Annotated in this window: 18 protein-coding genes; 11 read left to right on the top strand and 7 right to left on the bottom strand. The window is 39.2% G+C overall.

The window, feature by feature from the left end; genetic code table 11:
• The first annotated feature begins 12 nt into the window (after positions 1–12).
• Positions 13–498: a YkgJ family cysteine cluster protein gene (locus NXS00_RS22465; RefSeq protein WP_258101533.1), complete on the top strand. Its 486-nt coding sequence runs from the start codon at positions 13–15 to the stop codon at positions 496–498.
• Here the strand turns inward: NXS00_RS22465 and NXS00_RS22460 are convergent, their stop codons facing one another.
• Positions 499–1,008, bottom strand: a complete 510-nt coding sequence (locus NXS00_RS22460; protein WP_258101532.1) for a hypothetical protein — start codon at positions 1,006–1,008, stop codon at positions 499–501. It abuts the gene before it with no gap.
• A gap of 104 nt (positions 1,009–1,112) precedes the next feature.
• Here NXS00_RS22460 and NXS00_RS22455 point away from each other — a divergent pair, with 104 nt between their 5' ends.
• Positions 1,113–1,898 (top strand): Rossmann-fold NAD(P)-binding domain-containing protein, encoded by a 786-nt coding sequence (locus NXS00_RS22455; RefSeq protein ID WP_258101531.1) that lies wholly within the window; start codon positions 1,113–1,115, stop codon positions 1,896–1,898.
• A gap of 7 nt (positions 1,899–1,905) precedes the next feature.
• Here the strand turns inward: NXS00_RS22455 and NXS00_RS22450 are convergent, their stop codons facing one another.
• Positions 1,906–4,710 carry a CHAT domain-containing protein gene (locus NXS00_RS22450; RefSeq protein WP_258101530.1) on the bottom strand — a complete coding sequence of 935 codons (2,805 nt, stop codon included), beginning with the start codon at positions 4,708–4,710 and terminating at the stop codon, positions 1,906–1,908.
• A gap of 167 nt (positions 4,711–4,877) precedes the next feature.
• On the opposite strand from NXS00_RS22450, the gene NXS00_RS22445 reads away from it, so the two are divergent.
• The 3 genes from NXS00_RS22445 (at position 4,878) to NXS00_RS22435 (ending at position 8,037) form a co-directional block, all read left to right on the top strand.
• Positions 4,878–5,348 carry a hypothetical protein gene (locus tag NXS00_RS22445; protein WP_258101529.1) on the top strand — a complete coding sequence of 157 codons (471 nt, stop codon included), beginning with the start codon at positions 4,878–4,880 and terminating at the stop codon, positions 5,346–5,348.
• A gap of 153 nt (positions 5,349–5,501) precedes the next feature.
• On the top strand, positions 5,502–7,448 hold the full coding sequence (locus tag NXS00_RS22440) for a cyclic nucleotide-binding domain-containing protein (protein WP_258101528.1): 1,947 nt from the start codon (positions 5,502–5,504) through the stop codon (positions 7,446–7,448).
• Positions 7,435–8,037 (top strand): GDSL-type esterase/lipase family protein, encoded by a 603-nt coding sequence (locus NXS00_RS22435; RefSeq protein ID WP_258101527.1) that lies wholly within the window; start codon positions 7,435–7,437, stop codon positions 8,035–8,037. Before NXS00_RS22440 ends, NXS00_RS22435 begins: the two co-directional genes overlap by 14 nt.
• A 55-nt stretch (positions 8,038–8,092) precedes the next feature.
• Here NXS00_RS22435 and NXS00_RS22430 read toward each other — a convergent pair whose 3' ends face one another.
• A complete protein-coding gene (locus NXS00_RS22430; RefSeq protein WP_258101526.1) occupies positions 8,093–9,577 on the bottom strand; it encodes a M28 family peptidase in 1,485 nt (494 codons plus the stop codon).
• Positions 9,578–9,752: 175 nt separating this feature from the next.
• Here NXS00_RS22430 and NXS00_RS22425 point away from each other — a divergent pair, with 175 nt between their 5' ends.
• Positions 9,753–11,762 (top strand): S41 family peptidase, encoded by a 2,010-nt coding sequence (locus NXS00_RS22425; protein ID WP_258101525.1) that lies wholly within the window; start codon positions 9,753–9,755, stop codon positions 11,760–11,762.
• A 2-nt stretch (positions 11,763–11,764) separates the two neighbouring features.
• Positions 11,765–12,778 carry an LIC11966 family surface protein gene (locus tag NXS00_RS22420; RefSeq protein ID WP_258101524.1) on the top strand — a complete coding sequence of 338 codons (1,014 nt, stop codon included), beginning with the start codon at positions 11,765–11,767 and terminating at the stop codon, positions 12,776–12,778.
• Positions 12,779–12,832: 54 nt separating this feature from the next.
• Here NXS00_RS22420 and NXS00_RS22415 read toward each other — a convergent pair whose 3' ends face one another.
• Positions 12,833–14,557: an alanine/glycine:cation symporter family protein gene (locus NXS00_RS22415; protein WP_258101523.1), complete on the bottom strand. Its 1,725-nt coding sequence runs from the start codon at positions 14,555–14,557 to the stop codon at positions 12,833–12,835.
• Between the two features lie 103 nt (positions 14,558–14,660).
• Between NXS00_RS22415 and NXS00_RS22410 the strand changes: the two genes are divergently transcribed.
• The gene (locus NXS00_RS22410; protein ID WP_258101522.1) at positions 14,661–15,314 is read left to right on the top strand and encodes a DUF4230 domain-containing protein; all 654 of its coding nucleotides are present in this window, start codon (positions 14,661–14,663) and stop codon (positions 15,312–15,314) included.
• On the opposite strand, the gene hutG is transcribed toward NXS00_RS22410, so the two are convergent.
• Positions 15,309–16,280: a formimidoylglutamase gene (gene hutG / locus NXS00_RS22405; protein ID WP_258101521.1), complete on the bottom strand. Its 972-nt coding sequence runs from the start codon at positions 16,278–16,280 to the stop codon at positions 15,309–15,311. The two genes, NXS00_RS22410 and hutG, sit on opposite strands and share 6 nt — an antisense overlap.
• The gene (gene hutI / locus NXS00_RS22400) at positions 16,277–17,497 is read right to left on the bottom strand and encodes an imidazolonepropionase (protein ID WP_258101520.1); all 1,221 of its coding nucleotides are present in this window, start codon (positions 17,495–17,497) and stop codon (positions 16,277–16,279) included. Before hutI ends, hutG begins: the two co-directional genes overlap by 4 nt.
• 236 nt (positions 17,498–17,733) lie before the next feature.
• Between hutI and NXS00_RS22395 the strand changes: the two genes are divergently transcribed.
• From NXS00_RS22395 to NXS00_RS22385, 3 genes are read left to right on the top strand one after another with little or no spacing between them, the layout of a single operon-like run.
• Positions 17,734–18,111: a hypothetical protein gene (locus NXS00_RS22395; protein ID WP_258101519.1), complete on the top strand. Its 378-nt coding sequence runs from the start codon at positions 17,734–17,736 to the stop codon at positions 18,109–18,111.
• A gap of 6 nt (positions 18,112–18,117) precedes the next feature.
• Complete coding sequence (locus tag NXS00_RS22390; protein WP_258101518.1) at positions 18,118–18,429, top strand: hypothetical protein; 312 nt, start codon at positions 18,118–18,120, stop codon at positions 18,427–18,429.
• 15 nt (positions 18,430–18,444) lie between these two features.
• The gene (locus NXS00_RS22385) at positions 18,445–19,494 is read left to right on the top strand and encodes a PP2C family protein-serine/threonine phosphatase (protein WP_258101517.1); all 1,050 of its coding nucleotides are present in this window, start codon (positions 18,445–18,447) and stop codon (positions 19,492–19,494) included.
• Here the strand turns inward: NXS00_RS22385 and NXS00_RS22380 are convergent.
• Positions 19,491–20,762 carry a replication-associated recombination protein A gene (locus tag NXS00_RS22380; protein ID WP_258101516.1) on the bottom strand — a complete coding sequence of 424 codons (1,272 nt, stop codon included), beginning with the start codon at positions 20,760–20,762 and terminating at the stop codon, positions 19,491–19,493. The two genes, NXS00_RS22385 and NXS00_RS22380, sit on opposite strands and share 4 nt — an antisense overlap.
• Positions 20,763–20,768 lie beyond the last annotated feature (6 nt).

Raw genomic sequence — 20,768 nt, 5'->3', positions numbered from 1 at the left:
TACTTTTGCCCAATGATTTACCAGGAAGATTTAAAAAAGGCTCAGGACCAGTCAAAATCGACAAAATCCTTTCTTCAAAAACTGAAGAAAAAAAAGCCCAAAGACCTGGATAATCAGTTTCACGAGCTTCATAATTCTACTTTTCAGGAGATTGATTGTTTGGAATGTGCCAACTGCTGCAAGACCACATCACCAATTTTTCAGATTAGCGACATTGAGCGACTAGCCAAAACACTTCGAATGAAAGTGCCCGCATTTATAGAGGAATACCTAAAAGTAGACGAGGATGAAGATTATGTACTAACTTCTTCACCCTGTCCATTTCTTGGTGCTGACAATAAATGTATCGTATACGAAAGCAGACCCAAAGCGTGTAGGGAGTACCCTCATACGGATCGTAAGCGCATGTATCAAATCACATCACTTACTCATAAGAACACTATGGTCTGCCCTGCTGTATCGAGAATTGTCGAACAGCTGAAAATAGTCTATGACTGATCAGAGGTCTTTGAGATGATGAATATGCTCATCAATTAAATCTATCTGCTTTGTAATATCCTCTACATACTGAATCATTTCATCTTCAATATCTTTAACGATATCTTCATAACCCTCCATATTTTTATTGTTCTCATTGTCGTTTAGAGACATGCATTCCTTTCTCAGGAAATTTAAAAATCTTCTAGTGGCATAATCAAGCTCAAGGGTTTCAATATCTGCTAAAGTTGCTTTAGCCTCAGGGTCTTTGTTATGAGCATATTTATCTGTTACAATTTTGAAAAGAGCACTATCATAGTGATGAATCTGATTCAATAACTCTATGGTGTTGTCTCTGTAAGCTTTATCACGACAATATCTGGTTAACCCTTCGTAAGTTTCCAGATCTTTGGCTTCTTCATCCCATTCTATGGTGAGGTCATCAATAATTTTCACAATGTCCGCATCTTGTGCCGAAATCACATAAGAAACAGTTGTCAATGACAATAAAAGCAAGATTTTGATTTTCATTTTAGTTTTTGGTAAGGTCAGAATCTAAAGATAGTCAGTACCAATGAATTACAGTTATTTTTAAAAGTGATTTAATAATCAAAATCAATTGATAACTTTGGGATATGTCCCGAATATCCATACTTGGTTGTGGGTGGTTAGGACTTCCGCTCGGTGAACAACTAATATCACATGGTTACCATGTCAATGGGAGTACTACGACTAGCAACAAGCTGAAAATAATTGAACGTACGGGTATCAAACCCTACTTTATTGATTTGTCTCCAGAATTCAAGGGAGACATCTCATTTTTCAATTGTGATATATTGATCATAAACATTCCGCCACGAAATAGTGAAGCGGACGATCAGTATCACGAGAAACAACTTGTATCCATTCGGAATCAGGTGATTTCTAAAAAAGTGAGCAAGGTATTATTCATTAGCTCCACTGCTGTTTATCCCAATACCAATGGAATAGTAAGCGAATCCGATGCTGATGAAAGTAACTTAAACCGTGGCGGAGTTTCTCTTCTCAAAATGGAGAAATTATTTACAGGTGAAGATTCATTTGATACTACTGTGATTCGTTTCGGCGGATTATACGGGCCAGACCGACATCCTGGGCGGTTTTTAGCTGGTAAAGCAGGCTTGAAAGGAGCCGAAAATCCCATCAATATGATTCATAGAGAAGACTGCCTGGCCATCATTGAGCTAGTCATTAAAAGCAAACTTTGGAATGAAACGTTTAATGCGGTAGCTCCTTCTAAACTAACCCGAAAAGAATTTTATGTGAATGCTGCACAAGAGTTAGGATTAGAGGCTCCATCATTCGGAGTAGAACCTCAACCCTACAAGTCAGTATCCAGTAGTCATTTACTCGAAAAGCTTCATTACTCCTTCATTCACTAAGCAAACATTACCTAAGGAGAACGAAAGCTCCCCAGTAGTTTGGGTGCGCATAGGATTTCATTATCTCTAGCTGTGCATTTCTAAAAGCAACGTCCAGATCCTGCTTCTTTTGGATCATGTTGGCATAGAAAGTACTCATCAATCGTTGAGTAGCTTCATCATCTACTTTCCACAAACTCATGATCAACGAATTGGCTCCAGCAATCATAAAGGCACGCTGCAATCCATATACACCTTCTCCAGATTTCACTTCACCTTTTCCTGTTTCACAAGCTGATAGTACCACCAAGTCGGTTTTAGTGAGTGGTAGATTGATTGCTTCATAGGCAGTGAGTACTCCATTGTCACTTCCATCAAAAGATTGGTTCTCAGCTTCATCTCCAGAGCCCGCTAACAATAAACCCGATCGAAGTAATGGATTGTCATTTGCATAATCCACCTGAACACCAAAAACCTTTCCGGCCGTGGATTTGTCTTCCAGGAAAAAGCCATGAGTAGCTATATGAACTACTGATGGACTATTAACCGACTTCACTACCTTTTCTGAAGCTTCTTTCTGAGTATACAAGGACGTAATTACTCCACCCGGCTTCAAAGTAGAATTGATCATATCTACTTCCTTTTTAGTACCGGGCAATGGAACAATTTCTGATGACCCGTAGGTTGGGAAGCCCATTAAGAAAGCTTGATTGCCGATTTTAGCCTTCTTCTTGGTTAATACATCATTGGGATTACCCACATAAGCCACCTGATAGTCTTGAATCACAAACTTTCCAGCAGTGCTTTTGAGTGTATTGACATTTATTTGATTGAAAACACCATCTGGCGATAGGTACACCACCGACTTACCAGAAACCTTAGGTGCTAAAGCAGACCAAAAGATGTCATAAGAATACGCATCATCCAGTTTCTGCTTTACAAGATTGCTATACAACTTGTAGTACTTGGAATCAAACTCTGTTCCTTTATCGAATTTCACTAGTTCTATGGTCGATTGATCCAGATAGATAGCTACGTAAGCGGAAGTTTCAGAAAGAGCTCCTGCTGGAATCTGCACGATCTCCACAATCGCTTCTGATGAACTCAAGCCCGAAGCTACTTTTTTATAATCGACGGACTCATCTATAAAGTCCCCTGAAAAGTCCGTGGACATTTCACTCAACTTACGTTCTGACAGGTTAGCTGCATCTTCCAAAGAATCCAGATTTACTTTTTGCTCCTGTAGATCTTCCTTAGAAAAACTATAATAGGTAGAAAGCATGCGCTTTTGATCTTGCCATTGCTCATACAATGAGATCAACTTATCATCACCACTAGACAAAATGGTGTTTCTAATCTTCGTACTAGCATTCAGTAAAAGCCCTTTGGTCTTAATTCTGTAGTTCATCATACTTCCTACCAATTCAGCTTTATTGGTTGCCTGATCAGCTACGAATCGATAGTAATTCTGGAAACGTGGCTTGAACTGCTGCCAATATTTGGTCTTCTCCACTTCACTAAGAGAAGGAAAGAACTCATTGATAAAGTTTAAACTGGCATCTAAAACTTCCGTATAGTAGGTATTTGCTTTTTCAATATCATTTTGTTTCCATGCAAGCGTGGCAAGGTCCTCCTTAGCTGAAATTGTTTTAGCATGATCAGAGCCTAAGAGTCGATCGAATACAGAATAACTTGACACTAACAAACTACTTGCTTTAGCGTAATCACCCTGATATAAATTAACTCTACCCAAATCAGATTTTGCTCCTGCAGTTAGTAAATGGTTATCACCAAACTTGGTTTCATATATCTTCAGACTTTCTTCCAGCAGCTTTTTGGCTTCTTCTTCACGACCTGAAACCATATATAATGATGCCAAATTGTTGAGCATATGAGCATAATCTGGATCCGAAGTTTTGTTGAGCTTCATTCTACTTGTCTGAATATCCATCGCCTGTTTATACGTAGACTCAGCACTACTGTAATCACCAATCTCCTGCAAAATCAGGGCTTTATTTGTCAGAAACTGAACATAAGTGCTTGACTTTTCTCGAAGTTCTTTATCAGCCAACTCAATACACTGCTCCAGGTAATCTAGTGCCTCCTCAAAGCGGCCCATGTATTGATATAGAATTCCAAGATTGTTTAATGCAATCGCATAGGGAACTGAATTCTCTCCTTCTACACGTTTGATTTGACCTAAAGAAGTGGTCAGGTCCCGTTCTGCCTGCTTTAGATTTCCTTGACTAAAACTAAGCACTGCCATATTATTGAATTCTGCAGCATATCCAGCACTACTGCTGCCGTTGCTGGATTCCCAACCCTCCAAAGCTTCTTTGGTCAATTCTTCAGCTCTATCAAATCGCCCCATATCACTGTACAACAAGCCTAGCGTCCCAAGCGTTTTATGGTATACGGGGTCGGTAGTTTCTCCCAGTGACTCAAAAGCCAGTTTGGCACCAAGAAGATTTAATTCAGCAATATAATAGGCCCTTTTGCCATAACTCAACCGGCCAAGTTCATATAAATCACGAGCTTCTTCTCGATCCGTTTTCTCTATATCGTTGCGTAATGCAAACCTGGTAGCTGTTACCAAGCGCTCTCCGTCTTGTCTATTTTGGAATGATTCCGTTTTATCGAGAAAAGCAATCGCATAGTTTAAAGAAGTAGTATCAAATTCATTCTGCTTTTCATCTGTTTTCTCAATGACTTTTTCCTTGACTACTTCAGCGGCTTTTTCCTGAAGCTTCTTTCTCAAGTCTCCAAATTGAGCAGCCGAAAAATGAATGAAACAAGCAATGAATGACAAAGTGAGTAAAGTTCTGTAGAACATAGTGGCGTTGTTTGTATCCAAATTTAGGAAATGGATTAAACTATTTCGCTCATCTACAGAAAATACCCACTCATCATGTTTCGTTCTAATTAAGCGAGCATCAACTTTTTGTTACTCCGTATATGACGTATTTTCGCCATCCAATTTTGATAAACAACAGCTATAGAATGACAAAACAACTACTCACTTTCATCGCGATTCTGTTCATCGGATATGTTGCAAATGCGCAACAGGTTATGCCAATTGCTCATGCGGATTCATTGGGAGTGGATATTAAGTTGTTAGATAGTTTGTATCAAAGTGGAATTCACTCAGATGCATCCAAAGCTGTATTTGCCGATCAACAAGAAGACTACATTACAGCTTATTACTCCATGTTGCACGAATTGAGTGCTTACCTAAGCCAAAATGACTTCAAATGGGGTGGTCAGATCAGATGCTTTAATCGTATCTATTTTGCTGCTGATGGATCAATAGACTATTTCTTATATTCTTTCAAAGAAGGAGAAATCACTGCAGAGCAAGCAACCCAATTTGCAGATTTACTAAATAAGTTCGCCCAGAACTATCGATTCGGATTGACAAAAGACGTCAAGTTTGCACAATGTAGCCCGGTTAACTACCGTGATCCTATTTGATCAATTACTCCTTTTAATTCTCCTAACAACCCATAATATTCTTTGGCAGTTTCGTAATTAGTGATGAATATAATTTTATTTATCGCAACATATTTATAATTTTCTTGATCATAATTTTAATAAAAGTTCAATTAATTATAAATATCCTAATTATTGAAGACTTTTAATGTCAATTCATCAATTAGCCGTGAAATTCTGGCACAAGGATCAGAGATTCGTTTAAAAAAGGATCAGATTCTCACTCAGCAGTTTGCAAAGGCAAATAACTTCTATCTGTTGAAAACAGGGTCAGTGACATTTTCATTGTCAATTGATGATTCGAAGGGGGAAATAGAAGTAGGTCAATCGAGTGAAAAGCTCGCTCCTATAGGATGGAGTGGATTTAATCCTCCTGGGCGATATGCTACCACCGTAAAAGTAGCCAGCAAGTCAGCGACTTTCATCCAATGGAGCCACGATACCCTGCAAGACATCTTCCGATCTGATCCAGAAGCAGGCACGATATTTTTACGAGAAGTATGTGCAAATGCACGAGATCTGATTAAAGGAGCGATAGCCAAACTAAGTGATGTTGGTCCTTCCCTTCCAATAACGGAATCACTAAAACCTGAGGAATTTACCGTCACTCAACATTCTCCAGATGAAGACCTTGTAAAATTCTTACGAAAGTCTTCCTTCTTTGAAATATTTGAAGAAGGGCCACTGGAATTTATTGCTCAGGGACTTGAACGCAGAATCTATCGCGCCAATGACACCATCTATGAGCAAGGAGGCGCTCCAGAAGGACTCTATGTGTTGGGAGTTGGCAAAGTTCGCTTCAGCCATTTTGACCACAACGAAGAAAGCATCAGTTTCCGACAAATCAATACACCAGGATATGTGCTTGGCTGGGGAGGAGTAATTGACCTTCCCAATATGATCAACGCTCATGCGGTGCAGGAAACGATGGTTTACTACATCCCCAAAGAGACACTTGGGAGGATCTTGAAGTTAAATCCGGTATTTGCTCCGGCATTTCATAGAAGACTACTTTGGCTTATCAGTCATCAGCTCCAGGCAATCCGGGCCCGAATCATAGCTTCAAGATTCAATCATGAGATCACTGCCATTAGTAATCTCATAGATCAAAACAGCGCCCGTCTTGACCTATGGTCACCGATACACAAAATTCCGCACCTGTTAGAGGATAAAATAACAGTAGGCGACGCGCTAAGCACCCTTGACAAAATGAAAATTCAAGGCACTCCCCTGGAAAAGAACATAGCCAATACATCGTGGGAACTTCTAGAGGAAATCAGAAAAGAACACAAGTTTTATAACGGACTTGTGAATGTCTATAACAGCGTAGTGCAAGCTCCAAAAGACCTGGAACCCGATGAGATCAGAAAGATCAATGCAAGTGAATATCAAAAGGTATTCGATGATCAGAACTATTTCATCAAAGGGATGGAAAACCTTCCAGATGAGTCTGGCAATATTTTTATTTACAACCATCTCAGAAATCATCCTTATAACACGCTGCCGAATCAATTTCAAATAACGCTGGACTCGCACTTCATCAGCGCAATGATTTTGATGAAGAAATACAATGATCCAGGGTTAAGGATAGTTAGAATTGGTATGAGCAAGGAATATGCTCATCAAGAATATTATCAGCGACTTGGACACATTGACGTTTTCACAGAAGAATCTGAAAAAAATACCAAGAAAGTAAAACGTCAGGTCAGACAAATGTTTTTTAACGAAGCTGGAGCTCACTTGAGCAAAGGAGGAAACCTGATCATTAGCCCAGAAGGCAACTCCTATTCCACAGAAGAAACGCCAGGTCCTTTCAAACCTGGAGCCTTCAAATTAGCGTTATCCATGAAGAAAGAGCCATGGATTGTCCCAATTGCTGTTGCGAATTTTGATAAACGCGTGAGAAACAATCGGTTTGCCTGTGTGATTTTGCCTCCTTTTAAGGCATCTGACTATATTCGCAACCAGGAAGACAAAACTGAAATGAGAACATTTTTGGCAGATTATCAATCCAAATTCAAGGATTATGTAGCCAAAGCAATCTCAGAAAGTAAAAAACCTTCAACCAATGGAAGTCATTAACATGGAGTTTGAGAGCGAGATAGAGGATCTGGAAAAAAAGATCATAGACTTTCCCAACAAAGAAGACCTCACAGTCTTTTATGGAAGTTCTTCCATCCGACTGTGGGAATCATTAGAAGAAGATATGGCACCACTGAATGTACTGAACCTCGGGTTTGGAGGCTCTTCATTTTCTTGGTGCATCTATTACTTTGATCGTCTTTTCACCAAAATCAAACCTAAACACATTGTTATCTATGTAGGTGATAATGACCTGGCTAATGGAATCCCACCAGAAAAAGTGGTTAAAAAATTCAGAACGCTGGCAAGCCTTATTCGGACTTCATTTCCACATACACCGATGGATTTTATCACCATAAAACCCAGTCCAAGTAGAACTTACCTTTTGCCAGAGATCAAGTTAACTAACAGCTTAATTCGAAAAGAATTGATGAATGTGGAGAAAGCTTCATTGATCAACATCTTTGACTCTATGCTAAGTGAAAACGGGGTAGCAAGGCCAGAACTTTACCTGGAAGATGAATTGCATATGAACGCTAAGGGATATAAAATCTGGAAAGGTGTGGTGCGTAAACACTTTGAGATATAGAAGTTTTAGGTTCTAGAATCATCAAAATATACCTAGAACCCAAAACCCAGTATTATCAATCTCTACCGTAAAGCTCTTTGCCAGCTTCTTCATATTTGTCTCCGGCAGTCCAGAATAAATCACCACTATAATTTCCAATTAAGGAAACAGCATAGATGTATGCCTTAGAGTACTTGGTTAAGTAGTCATAATCCAACGTCTGCGGCTCATCAGCGGGCTGATGATAATATTTAGTAATCTCTTCGTTCATTTCGGTATATCCTGGATCAAAAGATACTGCAGGCACCCCTTTAGCTGCAAAACTCACATTGTCGGAACGATCGTAGTAATTTTCTTCTGGTAGAGGATCATCTATTGCTTCCAACCCAAATGCTGACGCCGCTGTAGAAAATAAGTTGGTCACCGAAGTACGCTCAAATCCAACTACTGTTACCTTGGTAACGTCATTGTAACCACCAGTATCAGTATTTAAATCATATACCGTTTTTTCCAAAGGAATCACTGGATGTTCTGCATACCATCGACTTCCAAGTAAGCCTTTTTCTTCGGCATTACAAGCAAGGAAAGCAATGGATCTTTTGGGAGGATTTTTAGCTAGAAATTCTGCTGCCGTAAGCATATTAGCCACACCAATACCATTATCTCTTGCTCCGTTCCAGATAGAATCACCATCTACTTTACTCACACCTACATGATCAAAGTGTGCTGTAATCATAATAACCTCTTCTTTCAACTTTGGATCACTTCCTTCGATGTAACCAACCACATTAGGAACTTTAATCACATGGTTACCCTGTCCACCAACTTCCAGAGATGCAGTTGTTCCAGCAGCTAGCCCTTCAATATAGGACAGCAGATCGCCTTCCTGATCAAGTAACCACGCAGATGGGAAACCTGCCTCCTTCTCCTGCCCTTCTTCCCCATCATACAAACTGTATTTCTCACCAGAGAAATAATATTGAATCAGCTTCCATGGATATCTACCAGGCTTGAATAACTCAATCAAAGCCACCGCTCCAGCTTCTTTCACAGCCTTCTGCTTTTGAATGGTATAAGGAGTCAAGCGCTCATTAGGATTACCATTTCCTGTTTTAGCAACTACAACTTTACCTTTTAAGTCAAGACCTTTCAAATCATCTTCCAGTCCATACCCTACATAAATAACTTCTCCTTCAAATGATCCATTCTTTGCTGTGTAGAAAACCATGTCTGTTTCCAGCTCAAATGATTTATCACCGACCGAAAGACTTGCCTTTCTTGGGCTTACGGATTTCATTAATGACACTTGCTGAAAATAGGATTCCGCGCCTGGTGCTGGTTTCACACCGTAAGACTCGAATCGAGAAGCAATGTATTGAGCGGCAATTTCATTCTCTACAGTCCCTGTATTTCTACCCCTCATGGCATCAGAAGCAATAAAATACAAATGACTTCTTAGCTCTTCCTTATCTACCTGGGCATTTATGGTTTTGACTAACTTCTGTGCATTCACAGATAGTATAGTGGACACCATAAGAATGAATAAAATAGTTGTTTTCATTTGTGTTGTCTGGTTTAAGCGACCGTGAAAATATAAAAGGATTGTAAATTTTGGAACTACCCTTTTGCAATCGGCTGGTTATCAAGTTGAATGGCATAAAACTCACTTAATAGCGATAGTTTTCTTTGCATTTAAGAGAATTGAACATAAAATAGCCGTTTATTAGTAACCATTAATGATTAAGCATCGAAATATCACTTTCCTACTCTGCCTGATAGGCCTGAGTATTACCAATATTGCCAATTCACAGCATTTCGGACTAGCCGATCAGAATAGGTTCAGTGTATTAATTGAAAACATTGAATTAAACCATGTACAATATGCGGCTCTAGCTGATTCAATTGATGAACGTTTCCGCAAGACCCTGGTGAACAGAATTGACCCCACAGGTAGATTTTTCTTACGCTCTGATGAATCTCAGATCAATGAATTACTAACAACATTTACTTCTCAAAACTGGGAAGAGTCCGCTATGATAATGGACAGTTGTTATGTCCATTTACGTGACCGAATATTTACAACCATTCGATTTTTAGAAGCACTAGAAACTTGCAATTTCACTGAAAATGATTCAATTATTCTTGTCCCCAATAGTCATTCACTTATTTACGCTCAAGATGAGGCAGAATTTGAATCTCGATGGAAAAGAAACATAAAGTATAACACACTTTTATCCACTCTTGGTGACAGCCTTACTCCAGAAGCTATTTTAATGGAAAAGTGGAAACAGGAAGTTGACAACTCCACTTGTGAACTTAAAACCATAATTATGGAAAATGGGAAACTGAAAGAAATGGTTTTCAATGCTTTCCTAAATACTTATGCTCAAGCCTTTGATCCACATACGGAGTATTTTTCTCTTGAAGAAAATGAAATCTTTAATTCAAGCCTCAGCTCACAAATATTCACACCTGGTTTTTTCATACAGCCTAGTGGATCAGGCTACTACATTTCAGAATTGAGTCCAAAAATTTCCGTATCCTTCTCTGAGTTACATGTAGGAGATGAAATTGTCGGAATTGAGAAAAATCAAACCTCTATAAACCCTGCTTGCCTTTCAGAAGGAGATATGTACAATTACTTTTATGGACATGCTGACTCAATAATCTCTGTCAAAATAAAGTGTCCAAAAGACCATATCACAAGAGCCTATAAATTCACAAAATCTGTCACAGAGAATGCATTCAATACCAGCCTTGGATACTATTTAACGTCCAGTAAGGTGAAGGTTGGATACCTGGCCTTGCCTAGCTTTTACGCTATTCAAGATGGAGCAGGAACATCTGCTGGGAACGATCTTGCCACACTTATCATGCAAATGAAAGCTTCAAACTCCGACGCGATCATACTTGATCTAAGGGGTAACGGAGGGGGATCCATTCAAGAAGCAATTAACCTTGCTGGCCTTTTCATAGATTATGGCCCTCTTTTTTTAACTAGAAGCAATCTCTCAGAAATACCAACATTAATCAAAGACACCAAAAAAGGCCGTTTATATGATGGAAAGTTGGTCATTATGGTCAATGAATATTCGGCTTCAGCCTCTGAACTTATTGCCAATACTTTGCAAACTTATCCCAACACACTAATTGTTGGGACTACAACCTATGGAAAATCCTCGGGTCAGGACATGGTCCCGCTTTATGACAATTATGAATTGTTTGGCTATGCAAAAATCACTTCGCTGGAAATTTTTCGATTTGATGGAGAAACATTGCAGCAAAAAGGAGTCTCGCCTGACATTTACATTCCATCCGGCTTACCTTCCGTATTTCTAAATGAAGCGCATAGCAATTACTCACTTTCATTTCCCAAATCCTCCAAAAAAATCAACCCAATCCTAATAAGAAATGAACCAATTGAATTTTTAAAAAGGGAATCAGAAAAACGAATTGTTTCCAATCATGCATTGAATTACATGAAACAGTTACAAGAGACGATGAATAAGCTATTTTCTTCCGAAATGGTACTAAAACTTCAATATAACGAGTTCAAATGGCCATTAGAAAACATAAAAGATGTTAGCGATACGAGTGCAATGTATTCTGTAGAAGCTATCAATTCGGAGGTCTTGCTGGACAGTGCATCCAATGTTTACAACAACTTACTTATCAAAGAAGACCCTGTTCTTAATGAAACTATGCACATTATTAACGACTGGATTTTAACTACAACTAATGATTAATTATGCTCAAAACTATATCGACAGTTCTACTTTCAATAATTGTATTGCATGGGTACTCGCAAAGTGCATATGAATATTTTTCATCAATCAATGAACCTTTTGAACCAATCAATAAAGACACCTGGAACTACATCAAACAAGTCTCTAGAGGTAATAATGCTCGAAGAATTGATAAAAAAAGGATTGAATTGATCAACACGCTTAACAAAGCAAAGTATGAAGTCTCCCAGATAGGTGCCTTTGAGGGTGAAACTGCTCTTAGAAATGAAACTCGAGATTATCTAAATATATTATTACTCACACTAAAAAGTGACTATGAAAAAATAATAGACCTAGAACAGGTAGCCGAGGAATCCTATGATGCAATGGAAGCATACATTCTAACCAAAGAACGAGTAAATATAAAGACAGAAGCAGCATTCAACAGCCTTAGAGCCAGACAATCTCAATTCGCGCAAGTGCACAATATCAAACTTATTGAAAACGACAGTAGGCTATCCAAGAAACTAGCTAATGCAGGAGAGGTAATTAACTATTACAATAAAGTCTATTTACTCTTTTATAAATCATATTGGTATGAAACAAAAATGCTCACAGCACTCGAAGAAAACAATGTTGGTGACATGGAGCAATTCAGACAAACTCTCGCCAGCATTTCCAAATCAGACATGGATTCTCTAAATAACCTCAATTCATTTTACAGTGATAAATCACTTAAAGAAGCTTGCCACCAACTCCTTTATTTCTACCATGGCGAAGCAGTTAGGTATAGCCCTGATCAGGTTGATTTCCTTATAAAACAAAAGGATATGACTGATTTGAAGGGTAAAATAGAATCGAAACCTAAGAATAAATTAACGCAACAAGAAATTGATGAATACAACCTGGCTATCAATGAATATAATGAAGCAGTTAAAAAATTTAATGAGACGTCAAATTACTTAAGCAAATTCAGAACCCAGGGATTGGAAAACTGGAACAAAACAGTAGAAGATTTTTATAACAATTTCTTATAAACAGAAAAGCCCAGACTCAGGAGCCTGGGCTTTCCATATTTTGTATAATGAATATTATTTGAATTTAGGATGCTTCATTCCTGGGAAGTTCTCCTCAAAGAAATCCCCATAATCGCTGATCGTTTGCTTCATATCTTTTCTTAGCCAAATAATACCAACAAGGTTAGGCAAAGTCATCAAAGCAATAGTAATTCCTGACAATGTCCAGATAATAGTAGTATCCTGGAATGACGCAAAGAAGAATGCGATCACATAAACGATTCTGTAATAAATCACGGACTTAGTTCCGAACAAGAAGGTCATTGCTCTGTCTCCATAATATGACCAACTAATCGCAGTACTGAAGGCAAATAACAACAATCCAATTGAAACGATGTATTGTCCATAATCACCAAAGAAACCTCTATTGAAAGCTATTGCCGTCAGAGGAGCACTATGAACTAATGACTCACCAATAAACTTTAATGGTTTATCATCGATGATGGATCCGTTTTCAATAGCGACAGTTCCGCTAAACAATGCTTCATCAAGCAATCCGTCATTTTTATAGACCAAAATATTATCAGCAAAACTTCTTGAGTGCAAGAAAGTGATGTCACTATTCTGGATTTGACCATTGACTACATTCAGATTTCCAGAAAATACTGGCAGTTTTTCTACGTCATTGAGATGATTGTAGATGGACTCTGCATTATCTGGATTTGACTCCTTTAAGCTTTGGCTCAAGATTTCGATTTCAGTGTAGTCAAATTGGTTCATGTGTTTTTCTGACCATGCTCCAGAAGAAAGCAATACCAATCCTGTTACTGTACAAATAATGATTGTATCAATGAATGGCTCAAGAATAGCCACCATACCTTCAGATAATGGCTCATTAGCTTTGGCAGATGCGTGAGCAATTGGCGCAGATCCCTGGCCCGCTTCGTTAGAGAACAATCCACGTCCAACCCCTTTATTGAATGCAAATGCAAGATTCGCACCGATGAAACCTCCTGTAGCTGCAGAACCAGTGAAAATATCACCGAAAATAGCCATGAAAGATGGTACGATATTGCCAATGTTAGCAAGGATTACCGCAAAGGCTCCGATGAAGTAAATGATCGCCATACCAGGAACCAACTTTGATGTTACAGCTGCAATACGTTGAATTCCACCAATAATTACCAATCCTAACAATACAGCTAAAACAGCTCCTGTTACGATTTGATCAATACCAAAAGTGGCAAGAAGCGTACTAGAGATACTGTTGATTTGTGGTAAGCTTCCGGTTCCAAAAGATGAAAGAACAGTAGCAAATGCGAAAATTGCTGCTAACCACTTAAGGTTAACTTTTTTGCCTCCAAGCTTAAACTCAGCATTCTTCATGTAGTACATTGGCCCTCCAGCCATGGTACCATCATCCAATTTCGTTCTGTATTTGTGAGAAAGGGATACCTCTACAAACTTGGTACACATACCAACTGCAGCCGTTACCAGCATCCAAAACAATGCCGCTGGTCCTCCAAGGTGAACTGCAAATGCTACCCCAGCAATGTTACCAGTACCAACTGTACCTGAAAGTGCAGTGGCAAGAGCCTGAAAGTGTGAAGTGTCTCCAGGTAAATCAGATTTGTCATATTTTCCAGACACGATTCTTATCGCATGCTTGAAAAATCTAATCTGAGGAAACTTCAAATAAAAGGTAAAGAACAAGCCTGTACCTAAAAGCGCATATGGAAACCACCAGGCACTCCCTATAAAGCTGTCAATTAATTTAAGAAATTCGTTTACTTCTAGCATAAATTATATTTCAAGTGGGGTATTATCAATCCGACAAAAGTAATGATTCTGAACAAAGTATTACCCTTATGGATTTCGTCTTTAATCTCTGTAACTTAAATGCATGATTGGACTCCTGAAAATTCTCTTAAAAACGCTCCCTTGGCTCATCGTAGTAGCATTGCTATCATGGATGCTGATTGAAGAAAAAATTGATTTCGGGATCAAAGAAGGATCAAAAGAAGTCTATCAGAACAGCATCCTTACACAAGTAGAAGCAATCGGTAAGCTAGAATTAGCGGAATACCATTTTCAAGAAGTAACGGAATTGAACAAAAATGCTGATTACGTAGAGCTCTTTAGTAGAAAGTTCAAACTTGCTCCCGACGCACGAGCATTGTTGATTTCTCAAGGAAGCGCAGCAGGATGTATCGACCTGACCCTCATACAAAACTCAGACATCAAGCTAATCAACGACACACTGCATGTGACTGTCCCGCAGCCAGAACTGTGCTATTACAAAATGGACCTTGCCAATTCAAGATTTTATGATCTTGAGGTAACAAGCCTTGACAAAAAGAAGCGTCAGGAGTTCATGGATGAAATTTACCGATTAGCTGAAGCCCAGATCAAACAATCAGCACTTCAGCTAGGTATTTTGAACCAGACCAGGGAAAATGCGCAACTCATTCTAAAGCCAATGCTGGAAAAGATTGCCAGCAAGCCAGTGATCTTGAAGTTCAAAATGAATGAAAAACTACCTCCGGAAAACCTATGAAGCAGTGTATTTCATCACTAATTCATAAATGAACGAAGCGGCCAGTTTTGAGGTACGTCCATCATCATACTTTGGTGACAACTCCGCTATGTCGAAGCTGACTACTTTTTCAGAATCTAAAACATGTAAAAACAACTCTCTGATTACCTCTGGAGTAACTCCGAAAGCCGCTGGAGCACTAACACCAGGAGCAGCCGAAGCAGGCATTACATCCAGATCAAGCGTAATGTAGACATGGTCAACTTCCGAAGTGAAAGTATCGATTAGCTCTTTTTGAGTAGTTAAATCTCCAACAAGTTCTGACTGTAGGATATAATTCTGCCCTGCTTGGCGATGCACATCAAATAAAGCCTTTTGATTACCGGCAGGATTAATCCCAACTGGCAGATAATGAAACGAACACCCTTGACCTTTAGACTCATCTAATATCTGCCTAAATGGAGATCCTGAATGCGGACCATTAGGATAAGCTCTCAGATCAAAATGAGCATCAAAGTTGACAATACCAATTTTAGCCTCTGAACCAAACGCCTGACGAATTCCCGTAAAATGTCCATAGGAAATCTCATGTCCTCCGCCCATCACTACAGGATGATACCCTTTGCCAATCAACCTGGCAATGGAATTTGCGAGTTGCAATTGAGATGACTCCAAATGATCCTGGTCCGTTATCACATTACCAACATCATGGATTGGATATGCCAGATGATCATGGTGCAATGCAAACTTGCTTAATGCTGCCCTCATTGCACTAGGGCCTTCTACAGCACCTACTCTTCCAAGGTTCCGTTTTACCCCTTCATCTGACTCATAACCCAATAAGACTATTTGCTTTGATATAGTAGAAGCAGGAATTGTATCAATATCTCCTAGCTCAATTACTTGATGCCAATAAAAAGTATCGGGGGTACCTAACGGGTCAATTCGACCTGCCCAGGCTTTCTTACTTCCTTTTTGATAACTCATAGTAAAGCTCCCTTCTTCCAGACCATATTAGGCTTGATTCTCCCTTGATTATAAAAGATTTCTCGGTAGTCAGCCACAGGAAAAGCAATCATATCGGCAAGATAACCAGCACTTAATCGTCCTCTATCAGACAGCCCCAGTGCTTTCGCTGCTCGGAAGGTCATCCCTGCCAATAGCTCGGCACTTGACAGTTTTTCATAGATACCTAATATGGAAGCTTGCACTAAAAGATCCCCCATTGGAGCAGATCCCGGATTCCAATCAGTAGAGATGGCTACACTTGCACCAGCATCTAGCAATTTGCGTGCAGGAGTAAAATGCATTCCCAACCCTATAGAAGCTCCAGGAAGAGCAACAGCAACCACATCTGATGCTGCAAGCATTTCTATTTCCTTATCGGTAGAAGCCTCTAAGTGATCAGCACTTAAGGCTCCATGCTTTACAGCCAACTCACTTCCTCCAGTGGTAAACTGATCTGCATGAACAGTGATATCAAAACCAAGTTCTTTGGCCTTACCTAAATAGTAATCAGCTAAATCAATCGGAAAAGCATTGTCCTCTACAAAAATGTCTACTCTATTACTTAAGCCATTTTCTTTGAGTTGAGGAAGAAGCTCCTTTAACACCGTTTCCACAAACTCCTTCTTGTCCCATCCCTTTGGAGAAACATGCGTTGCCAGGCATGTAGGCACCAGATCAACCGTCATTTCATTGGACACCTCTTTGACAACTTCTAACAGCTTCACCTCATGGTTAGGCTCCAGCCCATAACCCGACTTTACTTCCATAGTGGTGATACCATCTTTTAGCTGACACTTAACCCTTGCAGTTAAGCTCTCTTTGAGATCAGATTTATTCGCTTTTTGAGTTTTATTGACAGAATCAAATATTCCTCCTCCTGTGGCAAGTATTTCCTGGTAAGTTTTACCTGCCATACGCATGGAGTAATCTTTTGCTCGATTTCCACCCCATACCATATGTGTGTGGCAATCAATCAATCCAGGGATCAAAATATGGTCTCCAGAAATTTCATGAAATGTGAATTCATTCGTATTTTTAGGTAACGATGATAGCACATCTGTAATCTGATCACCTTCAATCACTACATAAGAATTTTCTTTGATCAGAATTTCTTCATCGTTGATCACGCCTTTCATGGGTAGTCCTTCCAGGGTGATAATTTGACGAAAAGGACCAATTATTTGAATGTTGTTCATTTTGCTCGATTAGCTTAAGTAATATACCTAGGCATTAATTTTAAACCTGTAGGCAAGTTAGGTAAATGTCGTTTTTTCGGCAGTAAAAAAGGATTTTTCATCGAAACAGACCTATACTTTTTCTAATATTTAACGTACTTTCATAACACCATTGACTTAGACAGTTTGACGAATGAGCATTCAGTTGGAAGCTCCGATTGAAATTATTTTATTAATCACTACTAACAAATATCATTATGTCAGGCAAAGTTGAAAAAGCTTTTGAGGTAGCCAAAAAAGAAATTACCGGACTTAAGGCAATCTCAGCAGTAGAAGTTGAATCCGGATTATCACATGGCTCACTCATCGTAGACGAAAAATTCGATCTAGATGCTGCCAGTGCTTACAACGCAGAAGTAATCAAGGCCAAAATCAAGGCTAAGAATGCTATGGGCATGCAGAAAGAGAAAATTGACTTGATGATTATCGAGTTAACATCTCAAATCCACTTAATACAACCAACTGATGATGAAAAATACATCATCTATATGGCTGCAGACAAATCATCCAATGTTGGAATGGTACGTAAAGTGATGAAGTCCATCAGTGGAGAGGTACAATCAGCATTGACCTAATAACATATGCTTAAGGAACGATTTGCAGAACAGTTGAATAACTTCCAGAATCAGTATGTCCCTGATGGACATATTGATCTACTGGAAGGTGATGATATCCAAGAGGATAACCTGCTAGCAGATTTACCACTTATTGACGGTTCTACGGCCATTTATATCCAGAAGAACCCCACGCTTTACATTTACAAGAAAATAACCCCTCATTTGATCTTGAGGATCACCGCCAATGAGAACAGTTATAATGTTGGAATACTTAAAAGCGTAGCTGGAAAAATTTCACAATCAATTAGATCAAACGCCATTACTTCCACCAACTAAAAAAAAGCTACTCGCATGCAAGCATCCGTAAGTTTACTCGGACATTATGAACTTGAAAAAAATGAAGTTCACTTAGAGGTCAATAAATCCTGCAGAGCCAGTGATCCATTGATGCTCAAGTACTGTCAAAAAATGAAAGCCGAAAATATGAGTTCGATGACTATCGAATTTGACGATGAATCTTTCATTTATTTAAGTGAGGAAAACGGAAAAATCCGATTTATAGAAGGACAGGTAAGAGATTATGCAAAACTTGTCAACAAAGTTAAATCTGGGTTGGATGGAGAATATGTCACTACAGAAGAAGTTATTGAAAAAACTGTCGCACCCCCTGTAGAGATAGATGAGTCTTATCTTGAAATGGATGACAGCACAAGAATCCACGATTCATTGGGCCAACCCATTTCTCAGTTTAAGATCGCCTATGACAATGCTGAGATCTATTTCAAACCTTTTGAAGCACCAGGTGGTGACTTTTATTGGACAAGAGATTATCAGTACAAAAATCTTGCAGTAGTTGGAGACTGTACAGGTCACGGAATGCAAGGCGCATTGATTGGAATGTCCGTAATGACATTATTGAAGCACTACTTCAAATTACCCCCTACCAATCTTGCAGATGCTTTAAAGGAATTTCATAAGCAGATGCATGAGTTGATGGAACACGAAGAATTGAGTGTGTTTGATGCTGAATTGGGTTTTGTTTACCTCGACAAAAGAAACAACGAACTGACTTACTCTGGATCAGGAATCAATATGATTCACAAGAGTACAGACGGAACTTGTACCAATTACAGAACAAGTAAAAGATTGCTTATCAAAGACCAGGTTCAATTACACAACATTCCTTCCCAAAAAGGAGATCAAATATTTATCTACAGTGATGGCATTACAGATCAGTTTGACAATGCCAACGAAAGAAAATTAGGCACTAAAGGATTGATGAAAATGATCAATGACTTGCCTGCTAGAGCCTCGATAAGAGACTTTAATGAAAAATTCAGGTATTTCAGTGGAAGTACGGAAGGTCTTGACGATCAAACAATGTTAATCTTGACTGTTTAGTAGCCGTATTTATCTTTCCAGCGATTTTTTAAAAACTTGCGCATTTCCTCCTCACGAGCGTTTTTACCAGGCTCGTAGAAAGTTGTGTTTTGCAATGAATCTGGCAAAAACTCCATCTCCGCAAAGCTTCCTGGGTAGTCATGGGCATATTTATAACCCTTACCATACCCTTGATCTTTCATCAATTTCGTTGGAGCATTGCGAATGGCCATTGGCACTTGAAGATCTCCAGAACGAGTTACTTCCTGCTGGGCCTTATTAATCGCCATATAACTAGCGTTACTTTTTGGTGAACAAGCCAAGTATGTCACACACTGAGACAATAGAATCCGAGATTCAGGATATCCAATAACGTTCACTGCCTGAAACGTAGAATTAGCAATTACCAACGCTGTTGGATTAGCATTCCCAATATCTTCTGAAGCTAGAATGAGCAATCGACGAGCAATAAACTTTACGTCTTCACCGCCCTCTATCATTCTTGCGAGATAGTAAACTGCTGCATTAGGATCACTCCCTCGTATGGATTTGATAAATGCCGAAATGATGTCATAATGCATTTCCCCCTTCTTATCGTAAAGAACAGTCTTGCGCTGAGCGACTTCTATAACTCGCTCATCCGTTAAAGAAGATTTGCCATCTTTTTCAAAACTCTTAATGACCAACTCAAAAAGGTTCAGCAGCTTTCTAGCATCACCACCAGACAAATTGAAGAGTGCCTCAGTTTCCTGAATATCAATGTCCACCTTTTTCATTTCAGCATCTTCTGCCACAGCCTGATCAATTATTGATCGAAGCTGTTCTTTCGTCAAATGGTTGAGCGTATACACCTGACACCTGGATATGAGAGCGGCATTAACTTCAAAGCTTGGATTTTCGGTGGTGGCACCAATTAAAGTAATGGTTCCTTTCTCTACGGCACCTAGCAAAGCATCCTGCTGACTTTTATTAAATCGATGAATCTCATCAATGAACAATATGGCTTTACTTCCAGGTCGAATGTTTCCAATTACCTCACGCACATCCTTAACACCTGCACTGATTGCACTTAATGTATGAAAAGGCAACTTCACCTGGTTGGCAATGATATTGGCCAGGGTGGTTTTACCAGTACCCGGAGGTCCCCATAAAATCATAGAAGGCACTCTTCCTGCCTCAATAGATCTTCTCAAAATACCTTTCGGACCTACCAAATGCTCCTGACCAATTAGATGATCAAGAGACGAAGGTCGCATACGCTCTGCTAATGGTGAATTATCCTGAAACATTATTGG

This window comes from Marinoscillum pacificum, from assembly GCF_024714495.1.
Lineage (GTDB): Bacteria > Bacteroidota > Bacteroidia > Cytophagales > Cyclobacteriaceae > Marinoscillum > Marinoscillum pacificum.
This window is presented reverse-complemented; position numbering and strand designations above follow the sequence as displayed.

Bases quoted from the DNA above. Each gene is read 5' to 3' on its own strand.
- NXS00_RS22455 (WP_258101531.1), top strand. From the start codon at position 1,113: ATGTCCCGAATATCCATACTTGGTTGTGGGTGGTTAGGACTTCCGCTC.
- NXS00_RS22380 (WP_258101516.1), bottom strand. From the start codon at position 20,762: ATGTTTCAGGATAATTCACCATTAGCAGAGCGTATGCGACCTTCGTCT.
- NXS00_RS22390 (WP_258101518.1), top strand. From the start codon at position 18,118: ATGCTTAAGGAACGATTTGCAGAACAGTTGAATAACTTCCAGAATCAG.
- NXS00_RS22410 (WP_258101522.1), top strand. From the start codon at position 14,661: ATGATTGGACTCCTGAAAATTCTCTTAAAAACGCTCCCTTGGCTCATC.
- NXS00_RS22425 (WP_258101525.1), top strand. From the start codon at position 9,753: ATGATTAAGCATCGAAATATCACTTTCCTACTCTGCCTGATAGGCCTG.
- NXS00_RS22430 (WP_258101526.1), bottom strand. From the start codon at position 9,577: ATGAAAACAACTATTTTATTCATTCTTATGGTGTCCACTATACTATCT.
- NXS00_RS22465 (WP_258101533.1), top strand. From the start codon at position 13: ATGATTTACCAGGAAGATTTAAAAAAGGCTCAGGACCAGTCAAAATCG.
- NXS00_RS22450 (WP_258101530.1), bottom strand. From the start codon at position 4,710: ATGTTCTACAGAACTTTACTCACTTTGTCATTCATTGCTTGTTTCATT.
- NXS00_RS22445 (WP_258101529.1), top strand. From the start codon at position 4,878: ATGACAAAACAACTACTCACTTTCATCGCGATTCTGTTCATCGGATAT.
- NXS00_RS22435 (WP_258101527.1), top strand. From the start codon at position 7,435: ATGGAAGTCATTAACATGGAGTTTGAGAGCGAGATAGAGGATCTGGAA.
- hutG (WP_258101521.1), bottom strand. From the start codon at position 16,280: ATGAGTTATCAAAAAGGAAGTAAGAAAGCCTGGGCAGGTCGAATTGAC.
- NXS00_RS22395 (WP_258101519.1), top strand. From the start codon at position 17,734: ATGTCAGGCAAAGTTGAAAAAGCTTTTGAGGTAGCCAAAAAAGAAATT.
- NXS00_RS22420 (WP_258101524.1), top strand. From the start codon at position 11,765: ATGCTCAAAACTATATCGACAGTTCTACTTTCAATAATTGTATTGCAT.
- NXS00_RS22385 (WP_258101517.1), top strand. From the start codon at position 18,445: ATGCAAGCATCCGTAAGTTTACTCGGACATTATGAACTTGAAAAAAAT.
- NXS00_RS22415 (WP_258101523.1), bottom strand. From the start codon at position 14,557: ATGCTAGAAGTAAACGAATTTCTTAAATTAATTGACAGCTTTATAGGG.
- NXS00_RS22460 (WP_258101532.1), bottom strand. From the start codon at position 1,008: ATGAAAATCAAAATCTTGCTTTTATTGTCATTGACAACTGTTTCTTAT.
- hutI (WP_258101520.1), bottom strand. From the start codon at position 17,497: ATGAACAACATTCAAATAATTGGTCCTTTTCGTCAAATTATCACCCTG.